16 protein-coding genes and 1 tRNA gene are annotated in these 22,496 nt (G+C 34.2%); 13 read left to right on the forward strand and 4 right to left on the reverse strand.

The features are described from left to right. Positions 1 to 148 precede the first annotated feature (148 nt). Positions 149 to 1,168: a proline iminopeptidase-family hydrolase gene (locus SCB73_RS11985; protein ID WP_320566466.1), complete on the reverse strand. Its 1,020-nt coding sequence runs from the start codon at positions 1,166 to 1,168 to the stop codon at positions 149 to 151. A 271-nt stretch (positions 1,169 to 1,439) separates the two neighbouring features. Between SCB73_RS11985 and dcm the strand changes: the two genes are divergently transcribed. Beyond that, a complete protein-coding gene (gene dcm / locus SCB73_RS11990) occupies positions 1,440 to 2,402 on the forward strand; it encodes a DNA (cytosine-5-)-methyltransferase (protein WP_320566467.1) in 963 nt (320 codons plus the stop codon). Positions 2,403 to 2,415: 13 nt separating this feature from the next. Here the strand turns inward: dcm and SCB73_RS11995 are convergent, their stop codons facing one another. Together SCB73_RS11995 and SCB73_RS12000 are read right to left on the reverse strand one after the other, a co-directional pair. After that, positions 2,416 to 3,177, reverse strand: coding sequence for a hypothetical protein (locus SCB73_RS11995; protein WP_320566468.1), 762 nt, complete (start codon positions 3,175 to 3,177; stop codon positions 2,416 to 2,418). Continuing rightward, the gene (locus SCB73_RS12000; RefSeq protein ID WP_320566469.1) at positions 3,174 to 4,088 is read right to left on the reverse strand and encodes a hypothetical protein; all 915 of its coding nucleotides are present in this window, start codon (positions 4,086 to 4,088) and stop codon (positions 3,174 to 3,176) included. The genes SCB73_RS11995 and SCB73_RS12000 overlap by 4 nt, the downstream gene beginning before the upstream one ends. A gap of 230 nt (positions 4,089 to 4,318) precedes the next feature. Here SCB73_RS12000 and SCB73_RS12005 point away from each other — a divergent pair, with 230 nt between their 5' ends. Continuing rightward, complete coding sequence (locus SCB73_RS12005; RefSeq protein WP_320566470.1) at positions 4,319 to 4,984, forward strand: IS6 family transposase; 666 nt, start codon at positions 4,319 to 4,321, stop codon at positions 4,982 to 4,984. Positions 4,985 to 5,188: 204 nt separating this feature from the next. Here SCB73_RS12005 and SCB73_RS12010 read toward each other — a convergent pair. Beyond that, positions 5,189 to 5,273 (reverse strand) — tRNA-Ser (locus SCB73_RS12010). Between the two features lie 844 nt (positions 5,274 to 6,117). Here SCB73_RS12010 and SCB73_RS12015 point away from each other — a divergent pair. From SCB73_RS12015 to ctlX, 11 genes are all read left to right on the forward strand, one after another. Then, complete coding sequence (locus tag SCB73_RS12015) at positions 6,118 to 7,095, forward strand: fasciclin domain-containing protein (protein WP_320566471.1); 978 nt, start codon at positions 6,118 to 6,120, stop codon at positions 7,093 to 7,095. A gap of 249 nt (positions 7,096 to 7,344) precedes the next feature. Further along, positions 7,345 to 8,028 (forward strand): SDR family NAD(P)-dependent oxidoreductase, encoded by a 684-nt coding sequence (locus tag SCB73_RS12020; protein WP_320566473.1) that lies wholly within the window; start codon positions 7,345 to 7,347, stop codon positions 8,026 to 8,028. 11 nt (positions 8,029 to 8,039) lie between these two features. Further along, the gene (locus tag SCB73_RS12025; RefSeq protein ID WP_320566474.1) at positions 8,040 to 9,455 is read left to right on the forward strand and encodes an SDR family oxidoreductase; all 1,416 of its coding nucleotides are present in this window, start codon (positions 8,040 to 8,042) and stop codon (positions 9,453 to 9,455) included. A gap of 663 nt (positions 9,456 to 10,118) precedes the next feature. Continuing rightward, positions 10,119 to 11,900 (forward strand): GEVED domain-containing protein, encoded by a 1,782-nt coding sequence (locus SCB73_RS12030; protein ID WP_320566475.1) that lies wholly within the window; start codon positions 10,119 to 10,121, stop codon positions 11,898 to 11,900. Positions 11,901 to 12,543: 643 nt separating this feature from the next. Then, entirely contained in the window at positions 12,544 to 15,543 is a 3,000-nt protein-coding gene (locus SCB73_RS12035) for a SusC/RagA family TonB-linked outer membrane protein (RefSeq protein WP_320566476.1), read from the forward strand. An 11-nt stretch (positions 15,544 to 15,554) separates the two neighbouring features. Next, positions 15,555 to 16,904, forward strand: a complete 1,350-nt coding sequence (locus SCB73_RS12040) for a RagB/SusD family nutrient uptake outer membrane protein (RefSeq protein WP_320566477.1) — start codon at positions 15,555 to 15,557, stop codon at positions 16,902 to 16,904. Between the two features lie 100 nt (positions 16,905 to 17,004). Continuing rightward, on the forward strand, positions 17,005 to 17,955 hold the full coding sequence (locus SCB73_RS12045) for an isoaspartyl peptidase/L-asparaginase family protein (protein WP_320566478.1): 951 nt from the start codon (positions 17,005 to 17,007) through the stop codon (positions 17,953 to 17,955). Positions 17,956 to 18,014: 59 nt separating this feature from the next. Beyond that, positions 18,015 to 19,403, forward strand: a complete 1,389-nt coding sequence (locus SCB73_RS12050; protein WP_320566479.1) for a YfcC family protein — start codon at positions 18,015 to 18,017, stop codon at positions 19,401 to 19,403. An 11-nt stretch (positions 19,404 to 19,414) separates the two neighbouring features. Next, the gene (locus tag SCB73_RS12055) at positions 19,415 to 20,467 is read left to right on the forward strand and encodes a cyanophycinase (protein WP_320566480.1); all 1,053 of its coding nucleotides are present in this window, start codon (positions 19,415 to 19,417) and stop codon (positions 20,465 to 20,467) included. Between the two features lie 76 nt (positions 20,468 to 20,543). Continuing rightward, on the forward strand, positions 20,544 to 21,458 hold the full coding sequence (locus tag SCB73_RS12060; RefSeq protein WP_320570089.1) for a dimethylarginine dimethylaminohydrolase family protein: 915 nt from the start codon (positions 20,544 to 20,546) through the stop codon (positions 21,456 to 21,458). Between the two features lie 79 nt (positions 21,459 to 21,537). Next, the gene (ctlX, locus tag SCB73_RS12065; protein WP_320566481.1) at positions 21,538 to 22,482 is read left to right on the forward strand and encodes a citrulline utilization hydrolase CtlX; all 945 of its coding nucleotides are present in this window, start codon (positions 21,538 to 21,540) and stop codon (positions 22,480 to 22,482) included. The last annotated feature ends 14 nt before the right edge of the window (positions 22,483 to 22,496 follow it).

Genomic DNA, 22,496 nt, shown 5'->3' on the forward strand with positions numbered 1-22,496 from the left:
AACCGGAATCCTCTTGTTTGTCTCAAAACGCGTTAGGGATCGAAGCGGCATCCTTTTGTTTTTTTCTTCAAAAAACAAAAGATACAGCGAATCCCGAAGCTTCGGGACGGCCCGGAGGGAAACGCTATGATACTTGTTCTTTAGATGATTAGATTTTTTTCAAATCTACATTATGAATAAATTCAATAACGCCATTCATATAGACTTGTTGATCATCCCACATTGCAAGATGGCTTCCATTTGGACAGTACAAATAATGTCCATTTTTTACTAATTTACTCTGTTCTTCCATTGCTTTTGGATCCATTGTGTCATATTTAGCGCCAATCATGAGGGTTGGAATTTCTATTTCGTGCAAACGATTTTTAACATCCCATTTTGCTAATCGACCGCTTATTCCAAATTCACTCGGACCTTGCATAATAGTGTAAATTTCATTATTTATGTGTTTTCCGGATCTGTTTAAGCCGTCAGGCCATTCTTTTAATCGACATAAATGCTCGTGGTAGAAATTTGGAATTAAAAGTTCCATATATCTCGGATTACTGAAATCTTTTTTAGCTTCTAATGCACGTATTTCGGCTAATATTTCGGGTTTCATTTGCTTCGCTAAAACCTCTTCAGCATATTTTTTGTATTCTGGGGCGCTGGCAACCATATTTGAAACTAATAAAGCTTTCATATTTTTTTGATATTTTAAAGCATATTCTGTTGCGAGAATTCCACCCCATGAATTGCCTAAAATATAAAAATTGCTATTGTCTGCGCCAATTGCTTTTCTAACTTGTTCAACTTCTTCAACAAATCGTTCGGTAGTCCATAAACTGCTATCTTTTGGTTGGTCGCTATAATATGAACCAAGTTGATCATATTCGTAAAACTCAAATCCTTCGCGTTGAAAAAAAGTTTCAAAGCATTCCATATACTCGTGGGTCATTGCTGGACCTCCGTGTAATAAAAGTATTTTAATTTTTGGATTGTTTCCAAAACGCTTTGTCCAGACTTTGAACTCTCCAACTGGTGTTTTTATCGGAATCATTTTTACTCCTGCACTTTCTATTACGTTGTTTTTTTCGTAGGTAAAATAATTTTTTAAACTTGAAGATTGATCTTCTTTTTTACATGAAAAAGCCAGAATTATAACCGTAAGAAGTAGAATATAACGCATGTTTTTAAGTTTTAAAGTTATTTTTTCAAAATTTACTTTAACTAAATTACGAATTAAAAGTTTGTCTTTTAAAATTTGTTGATAATGTTTGTTTTGTTTTAAATTATTGATTTTTAATTGTTTATTGTATTTAGTTTTAAATGGAATAATTTAGGAGTAAAATTATTTTTTGAAATTTTAAAAGCAATATTTTATTCGATTTTGAATAACTATCTTTGTAAAAACGACGAAATGCAATTAAAGTCGCATAGTATAATTAGTGATATATAAAATGAGCAATAAATTTACTGTTGGAAGTCTATATGCCGGTATTGGAGGAATTTGTTTAGGATTTAAAAAATCTGGTTTTGATTTGCTTTGGGCAAATGAATATGATAAAAATGCCTGCATTACGTATAAGGAAAACTTTAAACATAATTTAATTGAAGGTGATGTATTGCAATTAGATGTTGACGGAATTCCAAAAATTGATGTACTTACAGCAGGTTTTCCATGTCAGCCATTTTCTGTAGCTGGTTATAGAAAAGGCTTTGACGACAATAGAGGAAATCATTTTTTTAGGATATTGGATTTTGTTGATACTATGAGACCAAAAGTGGTTTTTTTGGAAAACGTAAAAAATCTAGTAACACATGATCATGGAAATACTATGAAAGTGATCGAAAAATCGTTGCGTGACAGAAATTATTCTTTTCAATCTAAAGTTTTGAATACTAAAGATTACGGCAATATTCCGCATAATAGAGAACGTATTTTTATAGTTGCTTTTGATAAAACGGTAATTAAAAATCCAGAGGAAGTTTTTGAGTTTCCAAAAGAAGATAAATTGACAAAAACGATCAAAGACGTTATTATAAATGAAAAAGTCGAAGATGAATTTTATTATAATGAAGACCGTTATATGTATAAAATGCTTCAAGAGGAAATGACGTCGGATAAAACTGTTTATCAATTCAGAAGGCAATATGTAAGAGAAAATAAATCGAATGTTTGTCCGACATTGACTGCAAATATGGGAACAGGAGGGCACAATGTGCCTTTAATAAAAACCGATTTTGGATTTAGAAAATTGACTCCAAGAGAATGTTTAAGATTCCAAGGTTTTCCGGATGGGTTCAAAATTCCCAAGATAGCTAATTCTCATTTATACAAACAAGCAGGGAATTCTGTTAGTGTGCCTGTTATTGAAGCTGTTTCAAAAAATATAATGAAGGTTTTAAAGTCTGCTAAATAGCTTTATTTTAGGTCTAGAGTTTTTGGAGTATTGTGATGAGTTCTTCAATATTATTCATATTGCCACACTGAATGTAATAATTTTCGGCATCCATTTTTGTGTATTGGTTTAAAAAAGAATTTTGAGGCAATATATTTTTATTACTAATAGCCGTTTTTAAATCTTCGTTATTGCAATGTCCTGCAATGTCATATGTCCAGAGTGATGCGAAAATAAGTTCTTCAATTGCGTTTTTTGAAATCTCGTTAGTGTACATTAAATTTTTGGAGCGAAATATTTTTTTGATATCGGGATTGATGCGGACTAGAACAAAATAGTCGTATCTATTTGTTGATCCATTAATAAGATTCGGAATATATTTTCCATCTGTAGTCCAATCTTTTGTTTCAAGAAGCAAGAGATTGGATTGTGATGCGGCCGATTTTATATTGATTTTTTTGTTTTTAATTTCTAAATCAGAATCGTCCCAAATTCCTTCGCTATAAATTCCGAAATCGGGTTCGTTACATTCGATAGAATTTGCTTGAAAATGATTATAAAGTACTACTTCGGCTAATTTTCCTTGAAAAGTATTGCAGAATTTTTCGCCATTTTTTCGGCTGTATTGACCTCCGGTTCTCGTTGATCTGTGATGACCTTTTCCAAAACACATTGAATAGGCAAAATTTAAGACTTTTTCGATATCAGTTTTGTTTATTGCAATGCCATTAAATCGTTTTGGATTGTTTACAAAATAATAATCACCTTCTGGTTTCTTTTCATAGGTCAATTTCATATTTTTTTCGATTCTGCAACTTCAGCAATTATACTCCAATTTTCCTTATATTGTTTTAGGCTGTTTAAATTAATGCTTGTAATCTGGCTTTCATCTAGATGGTCGACATAACTCATTGGTATTAAATAACAAATTCCTACCTCTTTATCGACAGCAATATAAATATCGCAATCTGCGGAAGTGATTCTTTTTCCTTTATTTGTAATGTGAGTGTGATCAATGCCCTGCCCGCCACGATCCCGATCTTTAAAACTTATAGCATTACTACTGGAAACGCCTTTGATTTGAAGACGCAAAAGAACATTGTTGAAATCGACTACAGCGTCGTATCTGCTCGAACGGACGTCAACATTTGAACAATTGTATCCTGCTAAAATAGCTCGTGCCAAAAATAAGAACTGCGCGCTATCTCCTGCATTTGCAGTCATTACACCAGTGTTTATGTTTAAAAGATTTGTTGGAAATCCATTAGAAAAAATAAAATCGTATTGCTTTTCCAGTATTTTTTTGATTGAAGTTTTTACGTATCCAAAATGGTATTGATTTGCAACACTTTTTTGAATAAAATCAAGTGAGTTATTTATAAAATCGTCTTTGTTTATTTCGGTAATTACTTTCTTTTGTAAAACATCATCATAAAAAGATTGCAGATCTGATTTTGCTATTAAATACTGATTAGCAATTTCGACTATTTTGGTTTTGACAAAATTCTTTTCAGCAAATTCTTTAATAAGTTGATTATTAAAGTTATTATCGTTTAATCTTGTAATGAAATATCCTTTTAAGAATGTTTTTAAGTTGGTTATTGAGCCAAATAATGCAATGCCATTTTTAGTCAGGCTAAGATTAAAATTGGCTTCATTTATTGCTTTTATGTTTGTTTCGATAAATTCTATCTGCTGTTCTATCATTGATTAAGTTTAAGCAATTAATTTCAATCTTGTTTTTCAAGTTAAAAACCAAGATAAAAAAACGTTTCAATTTACTTATAAAAAATGAAACGTGAATTGGAAGGACTAATTATTTGAATAGATGCAGATTTTATAATAAAAATAAATTTTTCAAGCATCTATATTGGGTTCTGTCGCATCTAAAGCTAAGTTTTATCTTTGCCTTTTTAAATTCTTAAACTCTTAAACTCATGAATACTAAAGGTCATTGCTATCCGAAGTCTATTATACTGCAGGCAGTATATTTTAAGCTTAGGTTTACATTAAGCTATCGGGATGTTGAAGAGATCATGAAAATGCGAGGAGTTTCTGTTGATCATGCTACTATTCAGCGCTGGGTTTATAAGTTTACACCTTTGCTTGAGTCAGAGATGAAGAAGAGAAAAGTCAGAGTAGGGGCGAGTTGGAGATTGGATGAAACCTATATCAAAGTAAAAGGTATTTGGTGTTATTTATATCAAGCGGTAGATAAATTAGGCAATACAGTAGACTTTCTTTTGACCAGAAAAAGACAGAGAATGGGTGCTCAGTCATTTCTAATTAAAGCAATTAGTAATAACTACAAGCCAAGAGTAATAAATATTGATAAAAGTGGATCTAATACTGCCGCTATCAAAGTCTATAACAAGCGTTCATTCTCAAAGGTTAAAATTCGGCAGTGTAAATATCTCAACAATATTGTAGAACAGGACCATCGATTTATAAAATGGAGGATACAAAATGGGTTAGGCTTTAAAAGCTTTGAATCGGCAAGACGAACATTGAGCGGAATTGAAGTTGTGCATATGCTGAGAAAGAATCAGATGATTGGACATGGTACAACTATGTTTAAATCATTCTGTAAATTGGCGGGCTAACTTTTAAATTACTTCAATTCTTATATTTGATTCTGGCATATGCGACAGAACCGCCACGAATGCGCCACGAAGATTTTGTCTGTTTTTGAAAATATTGAAAAGCGGTATAAAAGAAGAAACCCTGCAAATCGTTTGATTTGCAGGGTTTTCCGTGAATTTTGGCCTTTTTTGTAAACTTTGAAAAGTCTCTTTTTAAGCTCTCAGCGGAGGAAGAGGGATTCGAACCCCCGGACCTGTTACAGTCAACAGTTTTCAAGACTGCCGCATTCGACCGCTCTGCCATTCCTCCAGTATGTTGCAATCATTTGCTGATTGCGAGTGCAAATATAAGATGCTTTTTCGGTTCTCAAAACTTTTTTGCAACTATTTGCAAAGAAAATTATATGTTATAAAAAAAGAAACCCTCAACAAAGTTAAGGGTTTCAAGTTCAGCGGAGAAAGAGGGATTCGAACAAAACCGTCACATCCCGCTTTTATACTGCATTTCTAATATTTTCTTGTTATTTTGCCACGAATCTGCCACGAACTTTTTGTCCATTTTTTTATATATTGAAAAGTTCCGGAGCAGATTATCCGTTTAAATAATGTCGTAATTCTTGTTAATTCGATATCAAAAATACGTTTTTTGTCGCAAGGGCAAAAAAAAAATGAAACCTTCTGAGTGATTTATTTGATAAGTGGTTGATGGATAATTACTATTGATTTTTGTTACAAAAATGTATCCCCCTCATCGAAAAATAAGTGGTTATCTTAAATTTTCTTCTAATGAGACTTTTTAAGGACGACTGCTTCATCAGTTTTAGATGCAAAAATCAGCAACCTAGTTTTTATAGTGTTTAACAGATGTCGAGGTACAAGTATTAATCTGAACAAAATAAAACAAAATAACGGCAAACAAACCTTTTTAAATCTTCTATTGAATAAGCTAAATTTGGTCAATTTGTAGGACGATATTTTTAAGAACACATTGACCCAGAGGCGGAAGCAAAGTTATCCTTGTTTAAACGTTTTTTAAGTTTAACTATATGATATTTCGTATCTTAAAATGTTAAATTTTTAATTTTGTTTAACCTTTTTTGATTTTAGTTAAACAAAATTTATTAACTTAGTGTTACAAATCAAAAAAAAGACTTATGAAAACTATCAAAATTAAATTAATGGCTTTTTTAGCCCTAATTGTTTTAGCAAGTACTTCATGTAGTAATGATGATGATAATTCATCTCAGCAGCCTCAGACTATAGTATCTATTGCTAAAACAAATTCGAATCTCAGTTCTTTGGTTGCCGCTTTAGATAAAGCAGGCCTTACAGCAACATTGAACTCTTCCGGTTCTTATACCGTTTTTGCACCAACTAATGCTGCATTCACTGCCTTTTTATCAGCCAAAGGCTATGCTAATCTTGATGCAGTTCCAGTGGCAGCATTAAAAGAAATATTACTCAATCATGTTTTAAGCACGAAAGTTAAATCATCCGAAATTGCAACAGGCTATGTCAAAACATTAGCAAAAGGTAGCGCCTCATCTTCCAATACGATTAGCATGTATCTTGAAAAAGGTAGTAGTGTTGATATAAACGGCGGTAAAAATAATGGTGGAGCAACGGTAGCAACAGCAGATATTGAAGCTTCAAATGGAGTTATTCATATCGTTGATGGTGTCATAGGACTTCCGACAATTGTAAATCATGCAATTGCCAATAAGAATTTTACAACATTAGTAGCGGCTTTGACTTACAATTCTGCATCAGGTTTTGCTGGAACATTATCAGGAACAACCAATTCTCCTTTTACAGTTTTTGCTCCTACCAATGCTGCTTTTGCTGCCTTTCTGACAGAAACTGGATTTTCCGGACTTGCTGCAATCCCAGCCAATGTTCTTGAAACTACGCTGAAGTATCATGTAGTTGTTGGAGCAAATGTACAATCATCCGCTTTAACAAATGGCCAGGTGGTGAGTACGTTTGCAGGACAAAATTTTACAGTAGGCTTAACCGGTGGTCCAAAAATTACAGATGCCAGTGGAAGAGTGAGTAGTATTATAGCAACGGATGTACAATGTTCCAATGGAATAATTCATGTAATTGATAAAGTATTGTTGCCAAAATTTTAAATGTATAAATAATGCTTTCACTGAAATATAGGTTCGTTCCTTAAGTTTTAGAAATTTAAAAGCGATTAAAAAATATTTTTAATCGCTTTTTTAGACTTCATTATTTCCAGCGCAAAACCTAAATTGTGTGGTTTGTTATTGCACATTGATATTTTATTGCTATAAATCAGATTGTTTTTAAACCAACAGAATTTCTTGAGCGAACTTAAAATACAATCTATTATGAGTTTAATTTTTAGATGGAAAATTATGGAAAAGATATTAGTAATTGGAGGCAGCAAAGGAATTGGAAGCGCTATAGTTGAGCAACAAATACAAAATAAGACAGTTTACAACATCAGCAGGAGCGTTCCTGAAATTTCGCACCCAAATTTGATTCATTATAGTGCCGATGTATTAATGGATACTCTTCCCGAAATAGAAAGCATTGATTCTCTAATTTATTGTCCTGGCTCTATAAATCTGAAACCTATTTTGAGTTTGAGTATTGATGATTTTAGACATGATTTTGAAATCAATGTTATTGGCGCTGTAAAAGCTATACAGCAGTATCTGCCGGCTTTAAAAAAAGGTAAAAATCCGTCCATTGTTCTTTTTAGTACAGTTGCAGTAAAACTAGGAATGCCTTTTCACTCCAGTATTGCGACTGCAAAAGGCGGAGTAGAAGGCCTTGTTAAATCGTTAGGAGCAGAACTGGCACCTACAATCCGAATTAATGCCATTGCACCAACGATTACCGAAACGTCATTATCAGCGTCAATATTAAGAAATGATCGCATGAAAGAAAATATGATGGAACGTCATCCGCTCAAAAATTACCTAAAACCTCAGGAAGTGGCACAAATGGCAGATTATCTGATATCTAAAGCAGCAGGATCAATTTCTGGCCAGATTTTTCAAATGGATTATGGTTTGGTCAGTTTTAAAATATAAACTACAAAAGCATGAAAATTTTATTAACTGGCACAACAGGATATATTGGCAAAAGGCTATTGCCTTTACTGCTTGATCAGGGACATGAAGTAATCTGCTGTGTGCGGGATAAGAACAGATTTTATTATCCTGAGAAAGCTTCTCCAAATATTCAGCTTATTGAAGTTGACTTTCTAAACAAGGAGAGTGTTGAGAATATTCCTAATGATATAGATGCAGCTTATTATCTTATTCATTCGATGTCTGCTGCTGATAACTATGATGAACTGGAAAGAATTTCGGCAAATAATTTCAAAGAAAAAATAAACAAGACAAACGCTCGGCAAGTTATTTATTTAAGCGGAATAGTCAATGACAAATCATTATCCAAACATTTATCCTCGAGAAAGGCAGTAGAGGAAATTTTAAAAAGCGCAAAAACACCGACCACCACGTTCAGAGCTGGAATTATTGTAGGTTCCGGCAGTGCCTCATTTGAAATTATACGGGATTTGGTTCATAAACTACCAGTAATGATTACACCAAAATGGCTCAATACCAAATGCCAGCCCATTGCGATTAGCGATGTTTTAGATTTTTTGATAAAAGCATTGTTAAATACTAAAACCTATAACCAGAGTTTTGATATTGGCGGTCCTGATATTCTGACCTACAAGGAAATGTTACTTCAATTTGCCGAGGAAAAAAAACTCAAAAGATATATTTATACACTTCCGGTAATGACACCAAAATTATCATCGTATTGGCTCTATTTTATTACTTCTACGTCTTTCAAACTGGCTTCGGCATTAGTAAGCAGCATGAAAGTGGAAGTCGTTTGCAACGACAATAGGATTAATGAATTATTGAATGTAAAACCGATTAGCTACAAACAGGCTTTGCAAAAGGCGCTTGTGAAGATTGATGAAGATTCAGTAGCTTCGAGCTGGAAAGATTCACAAATCAGCGGACAGTTTAAAGGAAGTGTGTCCTACTATCTCAAAGTTCCTAAAAAGGACTGTTTTATTGACAGAAGAAAAAGAAAAATTATAAACAGGGATACAACTATTGCCAAAATTTGGTCTATAGGTGGAGAAACTGGCTGGTATTATGCAGACTGGTTATGGAGTCTGCGGGGTTTTATAGATAAGATTTTCGGAGGTGTGGGCGTCAGACGTGGAAGAACCAACAAACATGAGATTCATTCAGGAGATGCACTAGATTTTTGGCGTGTGGTTTACGCCGATAAAGAACAAGGAAAATTAATTCTCTATGCCGAGATGAAACTTCCAGGCGAAGCTTGGCTGGAGTTTAAAATTTTTAATAATACATTATATCAGGCAGCAACCTTTAGGCCAAAGGGAATATTGGGAAAATTATACTGGTATTCTGTTCTGCCTTTTCATGGATTTATTTTTAATGGTATGATCAATAAATTAATAGATTGATTTTCGGAAAACTTTGTTTTTTTTGAATAGATGTTTTTAAATACGCAATAAAATTTTGGTTTAGATGAATTATATTTAACTAAAAAGAATAATTAATGAATTAAATATAATGAAATCATAAGTTTTATTTTGTTGAATCATTTTTTTTTATAATTTTGATAAAATAAAAGTTATTATTTTGATTTCTAGGAAAATAGATAGAATTCTAAAAACTAAATCTCTTACTTTAAGAGGACTTCAACCTATTTTTAATTGTTGAAGAAAAATGGTATGAAACTTTGCCTTCTTCATAAAGTTTCTCATTTACCATTTAGTTGTTTTATTTTAATTTTCTTAATCACAAAAAAAATGAACTATTCTAATTTAGCATTCGTTTGTATTGATTGCAAATCGCTTTATTTAAAAGGTTTGCAACCAATATTCAATTGTTGAAAATAACTTTCTTCATAGTTTACAGCTTTCAGTATTTAATTCTTACTTAAAATTATACTGTAAGGCAATATTCCAATTATTAAATTTTAAAAGATTGAAATATAATTTTCAATAGTATTTAAAATTGCGTAATCGGTATTGTAATTTCTTTAAAGTATTTTACAGTAGTATGATTTGCAATTTTAGGGCTATTGTTAGTTTTTAAATTTAACAATAAACAAAAAACATACTATGAAAAATATTTACCACATCAATATAAAACATTTGAATATTTTATTATTTCTATTAGCAGTAAATTTTACATATTCACAAACTTACACAAACTGGATAACCGGCAGTGCTTCAGATGTCAACACCACAACCACTGGCGGTACATGTTTGATGGGAGGTGGCACAGACAATGACGATGCCATAAAATGGATGATTCAAAAATCAGGCGGTGGCGATTTTGTTGTCATTAGATCTGCTGGCACAGGAGCTTACAATGATTACATCTATGGATTGGGAACAGTAAACTCTGTAGAAACCATCCTAATAGATACCAGAGCAAAGGCAAGTATTGCAGAAATTGCCACAAAAATTAGAAATGCCGAAGCTTTATTTATTGCAGGCGGAGATCAGGCGACTTATGTTTCCTATTGGAAAGATACTCCGGTAGAAGATGCCATAAATTATCTTATCAATACAAAGAAAGTACCTGTTGGAGGAACCAGCGCCGGATGCGCCATTCAAGGGAAATACTATTATAGTGCCGCAAATGCAAGTGTTACCTCAGCGCAAGCTTTGGCTAATCCGTATAATTCAGATATGACGATCGGAGCAAATGATTTTTTAAACAACCCGATATTGGCTAACGTAATTACAGATACACATTATAATAATCCTGATCGTAGAGGAAGACAAACTGCTTTTATCGCCAGAATGTGGAAGGATTTAGGAGCGGGATTGAATGCTAAAGGAATCGGCGTTTATGAAAAAACGGCAGTTTGTATTGATGAAAATGGTATTGCTAAGGTTTTTGCTCCTGCGACAGCAAACTATGCTTATTTTTATCAGTTTGATACAACTTCGTTGCCAGAAACTGTAACTTCAGGCTCTGCTTTGACTTGGAACAATAACGGAAAGGGAGTAAAAATCATCAAAATTGAAGGAGATACTACAGGCTCTACTACGCTCAATTTAAACGATTGGACGACAGTTTCAGGATCTAAAGCAAGTTATGGCGTCATTAAAGTAGTTAATGGAACTTTGACAGAAACACTTGGAACGTCAGGTGGCGGAGGTGGTACGGTGACTTATTGTTCTTCTGCAGGCAGTGATGCTAGCAGGGAATGGATTAAAAAAGTGGCAATTGGCAGTATCAGTAATTTAAGCAATTCAAATGGAGGTTATGCTGATTTTTCTTCGCAAGTAACGACCATTTCTAAGGGCACGGCAACAACTTTGACATTAACGCCTGGATTTAGTGCAACTAGAAAATTATATTGGAAAGTATTTATAGATTTCAATAATAACGGAGTTTTCAGTGATTCAGGAGAAGAAGTGTATTCTGTTTTCAGCAGTGCAACTTTGACGCCTCAAATTACTATACCAACATCGGCAGTTAATGGAAACATACGAATGCGAATCATAGTAAGCTATAATTCTATTACATCTTCTTGTGGTACTTATACTTATGGAGAAACAGAGGATTATACATTAAATGTTTCTGGCGGAACTGCAAAATTTAAAGAAAGTAAAAACATAGAAGTGACTAATACTGAAGTAGTAGTTTACCCAAACCCGACGGTAGATATCCTTAAAATTGATTTTGGATTGGCAGAAAAAGAAAACATCCAAATTTCTATTTATGATCTGAATGCTTCACTTTTAAAAACAATATATGCAAAGAGAGAATTGGGTCAAAATAGTATAGATGTGAATGTTTCAGATCTGAAAGCGGGTCAATATCTACTTTCTATCAAAAGAGGCGACGAAATCGTAAAACGTTCTAAATTTATAATCTCAAAATAATTTTTTGTTTTAAGTATTTTCCAAATAATGGAGATCAATCTATTTTGCAATTTTTATTTGTAGTAGAGATACATATTTTAATATTAGGAAGCTATTGTCCAAATGACTTGGCTTCCTAATATTGAATATTTGCAAATTGTATTTGTTTTATTTGGTATAAATCTTAAAATTATAAAGAAAAATCAGCTTAAAAACTAAAAACATAAATAAAGTTTAATAAAAAGTCTGGTTTTTATTTTTTACTTCGATTTTTTTTCTATTTTTAACATCAAATAAAATCACTCTATTTTGATTGCAGGAAAAGCAAATACAATCACAAAAACAAAATCTCTTACCTTAAGAGGTCTTCAGCCAATCTTTAATTGTTGAAGAAAATTTGATATTTAAACACCGCTCTTGAGTGTGCCATATCATTATTGTATTTTTTTTATTTTCTCAACCAAACCAAACCAAATGAATTTTACCAATTTATTAAACCGTTATATTGATTGCAAATCACTTTATCTAAAAGGTCTGCAACCAATATTCAATTGTTAAAAAGTTTCCCTTCTCAGTTTACAGATTTTTATGCCCAAAACTCTTCATTTTCATGAATCGTTAAGGCATTTCTATTGTCAATTTTATTAAATTTTAAACTAAGAAAATGAAACTAAACAAAAAACTAAAACTAATTATTGTGCTGTTGTCATGCATTTCAACATACGCACAAAAAACTATAAAAGGGATTGTTACAGACAAGCAATCCAATATACCAATGGTAGGCGTCAATGTTATTGTTCCTAATTCAAAAGTGAGCACAGTTACTGACTTTGACGGAAAATTTCAGCTTCAGATACCTGAAAACAGCACTTCGATTGAACTTTCTTATATAGGATATCAAACCCAAAAAATAACTCTGGATGGGAAATCCAATTACACTATTTATATGACATCAGGCCAAGGCCAAAGTCTCGATGAAGTAGTGATTATTGGTTACGGAACGCAATCTAAAAAAGATGTAAGTTCCAGTATTCAATCCATAAAAACTAAAGATCTGCCTCAGGGAACCTCTTCAAGTTTTGAAAACAGTCTTCAGGGACAAACTCCTGGGGTGAATATAAGTTCATCATCTGCCACGCCGGGTAGCGCTGTTAGTGTTAATATTCGTGGGGTTTCATCTATTTCAGCAAGTAGCCAGCCTTTGTATATTATAGACGGAATTCCGGTAGTATCTAGAAATAATTCAGCATTGAATTCGAATATACAACCTGTAAATCCATTGGCAGATTTGAGTCCAAATGATATCGACTCTTTTACGATTTTAAAGGATGCCGCGGCAGCCGCAATATATGGATCAAGAGGTGCAAATGGAGTAATCTTAATTACTACAAAAAGAGGGAAAAGTGGAAAAAGTACTGTAGATGTCAATTACTACACCTCTTTTGCTCAAATTTCGAATTATCCAAAAATGGTAGACAGCGATAAGTTTAAAAGCTTTTTTAATACCGCTGCTGAATTTGATGGACTTGGTTCAGATTATTTTGATTGGATCGATACTTCAAAAGGAATTAATACCAATATTTACGACGAAATCTTCAGAGTTGGCGTAACACAAAATTTGGATCTTAGTGTTAAGGGCGGAAGCGAAAAAACAAGTTATTATTTAAGCGGAAATTATTATAATCAAGAAGGAATCCAAATCGGACAAGGCTTCAAGAGATTAAGCGCTCGTATGAATCTGGATCATAATATTAATGAAAAATTCAAAATAGGAAATACCTTTTTTATAACTCGAAGCAATCACCAGCGAACAATTGGAGAAAATGATGAATATGGAGTTGTGATCAATGCTCAGGGCTGGGATCCTACTGAACCCATTTACGATGCTAATGGAAAATATACAAATCCGTTTAAGTACAATACTTGGTGGCCGCTTGAAAATCCTGTTCAAATTGCCAACGAATATAAAAACACCTCTCAATCGACACGTTTACAAGGTTCAGCGTATGTGGAATGGAAAATTATTCCAGATTTGAAATTTAAGTCTGCCTTTTCGTTAGAGTATTCCAACTTGGTTGAGGATTCTTATGTTCCATCGGGCACAAATAAATCTAAAACAGGCGAGGGGATTTATGCAACTTATGAAGAAACCAACTGGCTCGTTGAAAATACGTTGAACTACACTAAACTCTTTGGCGAAAAACATAATTTCGGGGCCATTTTAGGTTGGACGATTCAAGAAAATGAAACTCGTTTCTCAGATCAGTCAGGTGTTGGATATGCTACCAACACAACCTCTAGTATTTCGGCAGCAAGTACTATTATTGCTAGTACTTCAGGCAGAAATCAATACGGTTTGCAATCCTTTTTTGGAAGAGCAAATTATGTTTACGATGACAAATATATAGCATCATTTACATTGAGAGCTGATGGTTCGTCTCGTTTTGGAGAGAACAATCAATACGGTTATTTTCCTTCAGGATCAGTGGCTTGGAGAATCAATAAAGAGAAATTCTTTAAAATTGAAACCATTTCTGATCTTAAAGTAAGAGCTAGTTATGGACTTACAGGAAATCAAGAAATTGGTTCAAACTGGAGAGGAACTTATACTTTGAATGCTAATTATAATGGAGTTCCAGGAATAGCACCAAATCGATTAGAGAATCCTGACTTGGGCTGGGAAAAAACAAAACAATTAGACATAGGTTTAGATTTAGGATTGTTTAAAAACCGAATCAATTTGACAGCTGATTATTTCAACAAACAAACCGATGATCTTTTATTGCAGGCAAAAGTTTCAGGACTTACAGGTTTTAACTCCGTTTATCAAAATGTTGGCGCTATAGAAAACAAAGGATTCGAATTTGGAATTAATGCAGCTGTTTTTGACGGAAATTTTAAATGGAATACAGGAGTAAATTTAACGTTGCTTGATAATAAGATTAAAAAATTAATCAATGATGGAGAAGAAGTAGGAAGAAATCATATTCTTAAAGAAGGAGAAGAGGTAAGTACTTTGTATTTAATTAAATTTTTGGGTGTAGATCCGCAAACTGGAGATGCAAAATTTGATGACGTAAATAAGGATGGAATTATTGATTTCTCTGACAGACAGATTGTTGGTGGTGCATTGCCAACTTATTTTGGAGGATGGAGCAACAATTTCACATACAAAGGATTTACTTTAACAGCAAACTTCGTATTCTCTGGAGGAAACAAAATATTCAATCAAAGCCGACATGTTTATGATAACTACGGTTACACAAAAAGCGGTATTCCATATTCTAACATAAGTGAAAGAGTATATGATAATTATTGGAGAACGCCAGGGCAAATTACTGATGTGCCAAGACCTTCTACTAAAGATGGGCAAATGCAGCGTTTCAGCACGCAGTTTTTGGAAGATGGTGATTACATAAGATTGAAAACGTTAAGTCTTGCTTACAAACTGCCTTCAAATGTGATTCATAAAATTGGTTTGAATAGTCTTTCTCTTTATATACAAGCCCAAAATTTATTTACTATAACAGATTATTTAGGTTTCGATCCTGAGGTTTCGACGAATACTTCAAGCCAAGAAGATTTGAATATTCTGCAAGGGGAAGATTTTGGAACATTAGGCCAGGCGCGCACCATTACATTAGGATTAAGTACAACATTTTAAAAATTGAAATCATGAAAAATCAAAAGATATATATATTCTTGTCTATGTTGCTTGCCTTTACAGTTTTAGGATGTGACGATGTATTGGACACTAAATTGGATGATGAAATTCCGGCGGCAACTGCCATAACGGATAATATTTCATTAAAGGCGGCCGCAGTTGGACTATATGATGTGATGCAAAGCGGTACTTACTATGGAGGCGAATTCATATTAGCTCAGGAATTAACAAGCGGTAATGCTGATGCTACCGGTTTTCAGGAACGTTTCAGGCAGTTAGACAATGCTATTGTTCCGCCATCAAATGCTTATATTCAAAGCAATTGGGTTAATGCTTACTCACTTGTGAATGCCAGTAATTTGATTTTGCTTAAAATGGAAGAACTTCAGCTAAAAGATGATAATTCTAAAGGAACCGCACTTTTTTGCAGAGCATTAGGGCATTTTGATGCTTTGCGCCAATTTGGACAATTTACAGATCAAAATTCAAAATACGGTATTCCAATTTCAACTAAATATTTGGATGCAAAATCGGCGCTTGAAGTATCAAGATCAACTGTTGCTCAATCCTATCAGCAGATTATATCCGATTTAAAAGATGCCATAGCAATCTTAAAATATGACAGTGCTAGATTTTTTATTACAAAAGCAGCTGCCGAAGCCTTGCTTGCAAGAGTTTATTTGTATCAAGGCGATTATGACAACGCTATATTGTATGCCAGTAAAGTAATCAGCAATACAGCTTATAAATTAAATGCAAAATACAATGATATTTATGATGTTGAAGGTTCGGCCGAAGCTGTATTTGAATTGCAGTTTTTAGGAATTGACGGCAATAGTTTGACTGAATATTTATCAGTTTCACCTCCTGAGGTTTCGGCCAACTACACTAATTTTTTCAAAGCCATGGATGCTGACAACGATCCTAGAAGCTATAAATATTATGATTCAGGAAAGCAAGTTTATTGCGATAAGTACGGAACCCGTGACAGCGAAATAGAGGGAAATGCGATTATCATCAAGCTTTCAGAGGTCTATCTGATTCGTGCAGAGGCGTTGGCAAAAAAGAATCCGCAAAATTTAAGTTTGGCTTTGGCCGATTTAAACGTGGTGCGTCAAAGAGCCTTGCCTACAAAACCTTACACTTTGGCGTCTGTTCCAAATCTAGATGCTTTTGTTAGCATTTTGATTGAGGAAAATAAAAGGGAATTAGGTTTTGAAGGGCATCAGTGGTTTACTTTAGTGAGATTAGGCAAAGCAACCTCAATTTTAAATATTCCTGCTTTCAGGACAACTTATCCTATTCCGCAAAATGAAATTACTATTGCACGTGGAAAATTAGAACAAAATCCAGGATATTAAAAATCCCCATAAGAAGCTGCTAATGCGGAATTCATCAATAAAAAAATGTATTTCGTTTAGCAGCCTTCTTTAAAAATCAAAAAAAAAAAGAAAAAAAGAAATGACAAATAAAACGCCATTTGCACTTTGTATACATGGAGGTGCGGGTGTAATAACTCCCGAAAATCTATCAGAAGCCGATAAAAAATTAATAAAAGATGATTTGATTCTTGCCCTAAATGCCGGAGAAGAAATTTTAGCACAAGGCGGAAATGCCATTGATGCCGTTGCAGCTGCAGTAGTAGCTTTGGAGAACAGCATTCATTTTAATGCAGGAAAAGGAGCAGTTTATTCCCGAGAAGGCAAACATTTGCTCGAAGCCTCAATAATGGATGGCGCTACTTTAGAGGCAGGAGCAGTTGCAAATAGCATGAAAATCAAAAACCCTGTTTTATTTGCCAAAAGTTTATTAGAAAATAAAGATATCATCATGATATCTGGTGAAGCGGCCGATAATTTGGCAGAGCAAACTAATCATGAATTAGTTGAAAACGATTACTTTGATACCAATTTTAGAAAAGAACAATTTTTGGAAGCCAAAAAAGTTTCTGAAACAGCAACTTTTCTTGACCACACCAATTTGAAGATGGGGACTGTTGGCGCTGTAGCTATTGACAGAACTGGAAATATAGCGGCGGCAACTTCAACTGGAGGAATGACCAATAAATTGGATGGGCGTATTGGTGACTCTGCCATTATTGGAGCTGGGACTTATGCCAATAATAAGACTTGCGGTGTATCCTGTACAGGTGTTGGAGAATATTTTATCAGGGCTACCGTTGCTTCAATGGTATCGAATTTAATGGAATTTGGAAACATGTCCCTAGTTCAAGCAACCGAAATAACGATCAAAGGCCATTTGACAAAATTAGGCGGGGAAGGAGGGCTTATAGCAATTGATAAGGATGGAAATATTAATTTTTCCTATAATTCCCAAGGAATGTACCGCGGTTTTGTAAATGAAAAAAAGAAAGAGAAAAAGATATTTATCTGGGATGATGAAGAGCTATAATCAGGCACTTCTAACGTAAATTGCGACTCCCAGTGAAGAAAAATTTAAATGCATAAAAAATGAAATTAATCCAAAAATTCCCGGACACAATCACTATTATTTTAGTGATTACAATTCTTTTTATTGGTTTAACTTGGGTAATTCCTGCTGGAGAGTTTGACAGGTCTGTAGTAAACAATACAGAGAAGATCATAGCAGGTTCCTACAAGCACGTAGAAGCGGCTCCACAAGGAATTAAAGCTTTTTTAGAAGCTCCGATAAAAGGTTTTATTTCGGCATCACAAATTATTGCTTTTGTGTTTTTGGTTGGAGGTGCTTTTTCGATTATCAATTTGACTGGCGCTATAAATGCTGGACTTTTTAATGTGATTGAGTTTAGCCAAAAGAAGCCAAAACATAAAATATTCATTGTTCCTTTTCTGATTATTCTATTCTCTTTTGCCGGAGCTACTTTTGGAATGAGCGAGGAGATTTTAATCTTTATTTTGATTACTGTCCCAATGGCAAAAGCAATGGGTTATGATGCCATTGTTGGTGCCGCTATTCCAATTGTTGGTACAGGTGTAGGTTTTGGAGGAGCTTTCAGCAACCCGTTTACCATTGGTATTGCGCAAGGCATTGCCCAAATCCCAATTTTTAGCGGCATGGAATATAGGATTTTTGTCTGGTTTGTTTTGACAACATGTGCTTGTGCTGTAATTACACATTATGCCATAAAAATTGAAAAAAATCCTCAGAAGAGTTTGTTGTTTGGTATTGCTGATGAAAAAGAGAAAAGCAGTGTTGAAGCATCAGATTTTAAATTGGACGGAAGAAGGAAGATAATTTTGTACGCCCTTTTTGCTTCAATCCTTATATTGATTTATGGAGTAAGCAATTATGATTGGTACATAAACGAAATTTCGGCTCTATTTTTGGCTTTAGCCATTTTTGTTTCTATTATTTATAGAATGTCGATGTCAAAAGCCATCGATGCTTTTGTGTTGGGAGCCAAAGATATGATGACTGCAGCCTTGGTGATTGGTCTGGCCAAAGGACTTTTGATTATTGCGCAGGAAGGCAGAATTATTGACACAATACTGAATTCCATTGTTGCCATAACACAAAATACGCCGACGGCTGTTTCTGCTGAATGCATCTTTTTTTTCCAATCCTTTTTAAACTTTTTTATTCCTTCAGGATCAGGCCAAGCTTCTTTAACAATGCCCATAATTATCCCAATTTGTGATGCGTCAGAAATAAGCAGACAAATGGCAGTACTTACTTTTCAGTTGGGCGATGGTTTTACAAATCTGATAATTCCGACAAGTGGCGTTACAATGGGAGCGCTTTCTTTGGCTAAAATTCCGTACAGCAAATGGTTTAAATGGATGTTGCCTAGAATGTTGGTATTTTTAATAGCATCAATGCTTTTGATTCTTCCTCCGTTGTATTTGTTTAATTGGTAAATCGGACAAAAATGAAAACGCTAACAATAAGTTTTTTGTTGATTTTAAGCGCTTGTTCTTCTGAAAACAAACCAGAAAATCCAGTTCCGCAAACGCCGGAAGTCAAAAATTACCAATCTTATTTTACAGGAAACAAAGTTGATAAAACCACGACTCCCCAAGGCGGAATTTGCTTGATGGGTGGAGCGACCGAAAATGATGAGGCAATGAAATGGTTTTTGCAAAGAGCGGATGGAGGAGATGTTTTGGTATTAAGAACTTCGGGTTCTGATGGATATAATTCTTATTTATATACTTCTCTTGGTGTTACGGTTAATTCTGTTGAAACGATTGTTTTTAAAAATGCCAAAGCAAATTCTGATAAGTATATATTGGATAAAATAAATAATGCGGAAGCGATTTGGTTTGCCGGTGGCGATCAATGGGAATATATTTCTTATTGGAGAAACAGTCCGATTTCTGAAGCAATTAATAAAGCTATCACTAAGAGAAAGGTGGTTGTAGGAGGAACCAGCGCTGGTATGGCTATTCAGGGCGGTTTTTATTTTTCGGCTCAAAATGGCACTGTAACTTCTCAAGAAGCCTTAATGAATCCGTTTGACACTAAAATAACAGTATCAAATGATTCCTTTTTAGATAATGCAATCCTAAAAGATGTAATAACCGATACGCATTATGACAATCCCAATAGAAAAGGAAGGCATGTGACTTTTTTAGCCCGAATTGTAAATGATTATAAAGTGCAGGCAAAAGGAATTGCTTGCGAGGAATATACTGCTGTATGCATAGACGAAAAAGGAATCGCAAGAGTTTTTGGCAATTACCCTTCAAAAGATGATGTGGCCTACTTTATAGCGCCAAATGCCGAAATTCCAGACAACAAACCAGAAACCTGCAAACTAAATACTCTATTAGAGTGGAATCGAAATGGAGCCGCTCTGACTGTTTATGAAGTCAAAGGGACCAGTACAGGAGCCAATACATTTGATTTAAATAATTGGAAGGATGGAAAAGGAGGTACATGGAAAAAATGGTTTGTAGAAAGTGGTAAACTGAAAGAATAAGAAGTGGTTTGTTTTGGATAAAACATAAAAAAAATTAAAGATGAACTATTTTTATCTTCAAAAATATGATAAATTCATATTGAAATTAAACGTAAAAAACGAATCCTCAAGACTCCGGGCTGTAATTTTGGGATCAGCCGTTCATAATGGGCCAACTCCAACTTTAGAGGAAGCTTATGACCCTAAGTCATTGGAACACATCAAAGCAGGAACATACCCGATAGAAAAAGACATGATTTCTGAGATGAAAGCTTTTAATGATGTTTTTAGAAAATATGATGTAAAAGTATATCGCCCAGAAAGGATTGAGAACTATAATCAGATTTTTGCCAGAGATATCGGCTTCGTAATTGATGATGTGTTTGTGAAATCGAATATACTGCCTGACCGTGAACGCGAATTAGATGCAATTCAGTATATCATCGATCAAATTGATCCGCAAAAAGTTGTTCGTCCGCCAGAAGAAGTCCACATTGAAGGGGGCGATGTTATGCTTTGGAACGACCATATTTTTATTGGAACTTACAAAGGAAGCGATTATAAAGATTACATCACAGCCAGAACCAATATGCAGGGTGTCAATTTCATAAAAGAGCTGTTCCCAAATAAAATTGTGAAAGAATTTGACCTTGTCAAATCAAAGCTAGAAGCCAGAGACAATGCTTTGCATTTGGATTGCTGTTTTCAGCCAGTTGGAGAAAATAAAGGGATCATTTATAAAAGAGGTTTCCGTGAAGAAGCTGATTATTTGTATTTGGTTAATCTTTTCGGAAAAGAAAACTTGTTTCATATCGAAAGAGAAGAAATGTATCATATGTTTTCGAACGTGTTTTCGATTGATAAAAATGTTGTGGTTTCAGAGAAAAACTTCACTCGATTGAATAACTGGCTTCGTGAAAATGGCTTTATAGTTGAAGAGATTCCGTATGCCGAAATTGCAAAACAAGAAGGGTTATTAAGATGTTCAACTCTTCCGTTAATAAGAGATTAAGAATAATTTCAAGTTTCAGGTTTCACGTTCTGTAAAAACTTGAAACTTGAAACCTGAAACATCACAAAAAAAACAAAAAATGAAACAGACAACAAACTCAATACTGATGATTCGTCCTGTTGCATTCAGAATGAATGAACAGACTGCAGTAAACAATTATTACCAGAAAGTATTAGACGGGTTATTGCCAAGTACCGTAAATGCAAAAGCACAAGAGGAATTTGATGCCTTTGTAGAAAAATTAAGATCAGTAGGAGTTGATGTTACAGTTATCGAAGACAGTGTAGAAACCGACACTCCAGACAGCATTTTTCCCAACAACTGGGTTTCATTCCATGAAAATGGCGATGTAGTGCTGTATCCAATGTTTGCAGAAAACCGTCGTTTGGAACGTCGTGATGATATTTTGGATATTTTGGAAGAAAAAGGCTTTGGGATTTCTAACATTGTTTATTATACTTCTGCCGAAGAAGAAGGCTTTTTTTTAGAAGGAACAGGAAGCCTGCTTTTGGATCGTAGCAATTCTAAAGCCTATTGCGCGTTGTCGCCTCGCGCTGATAAGGAGTTGGTTGTTAAATTCTGTAAGGATTTTGATTATGCGCCCGTAATTTTCGAAGCTTTTCAGACTGTCGGTGGAGAGCGCAAATTGATTTATCATACCAATGTAATGATGTGCCTAGGCGAAACTTTTGCAGTTATCTGTGCAGATTGCATTGATGATACAAAAGAGCGCAAAATGGTTCTGGATAATTTGAAAGATGATAAAAAGGAAATTATATTGATCACAGAAGATCAGGTAAATAATTTTGCCGGAAATATGTTGGAAGTCAGAGGGGCAAATGATAAAAGATATATCGTTATGAGTGCTTCGGCACATCAAAGTCTCACTCCAATGCAAATTTCGCAAATAGAAAAACATGCCAAAATTTTGAGTTCAAGTTTAGATACAATCGAAGCTTGCGGAGGCGGAAGTGCCAGATGTATGATGGCTGAGATTTTCCTGCCAAGGTTCTGTCGCATCTAAAGCTAAGTTTTATC

This window comes from Flavobacterium sp. KACC 22761, from assembly GCF_034058155.1.
Lineage (GTDB): Bacteria > Bacteroidota > Bacteroidia > Flavobacteriales > Flavobacteriaceae > Flavobacterium.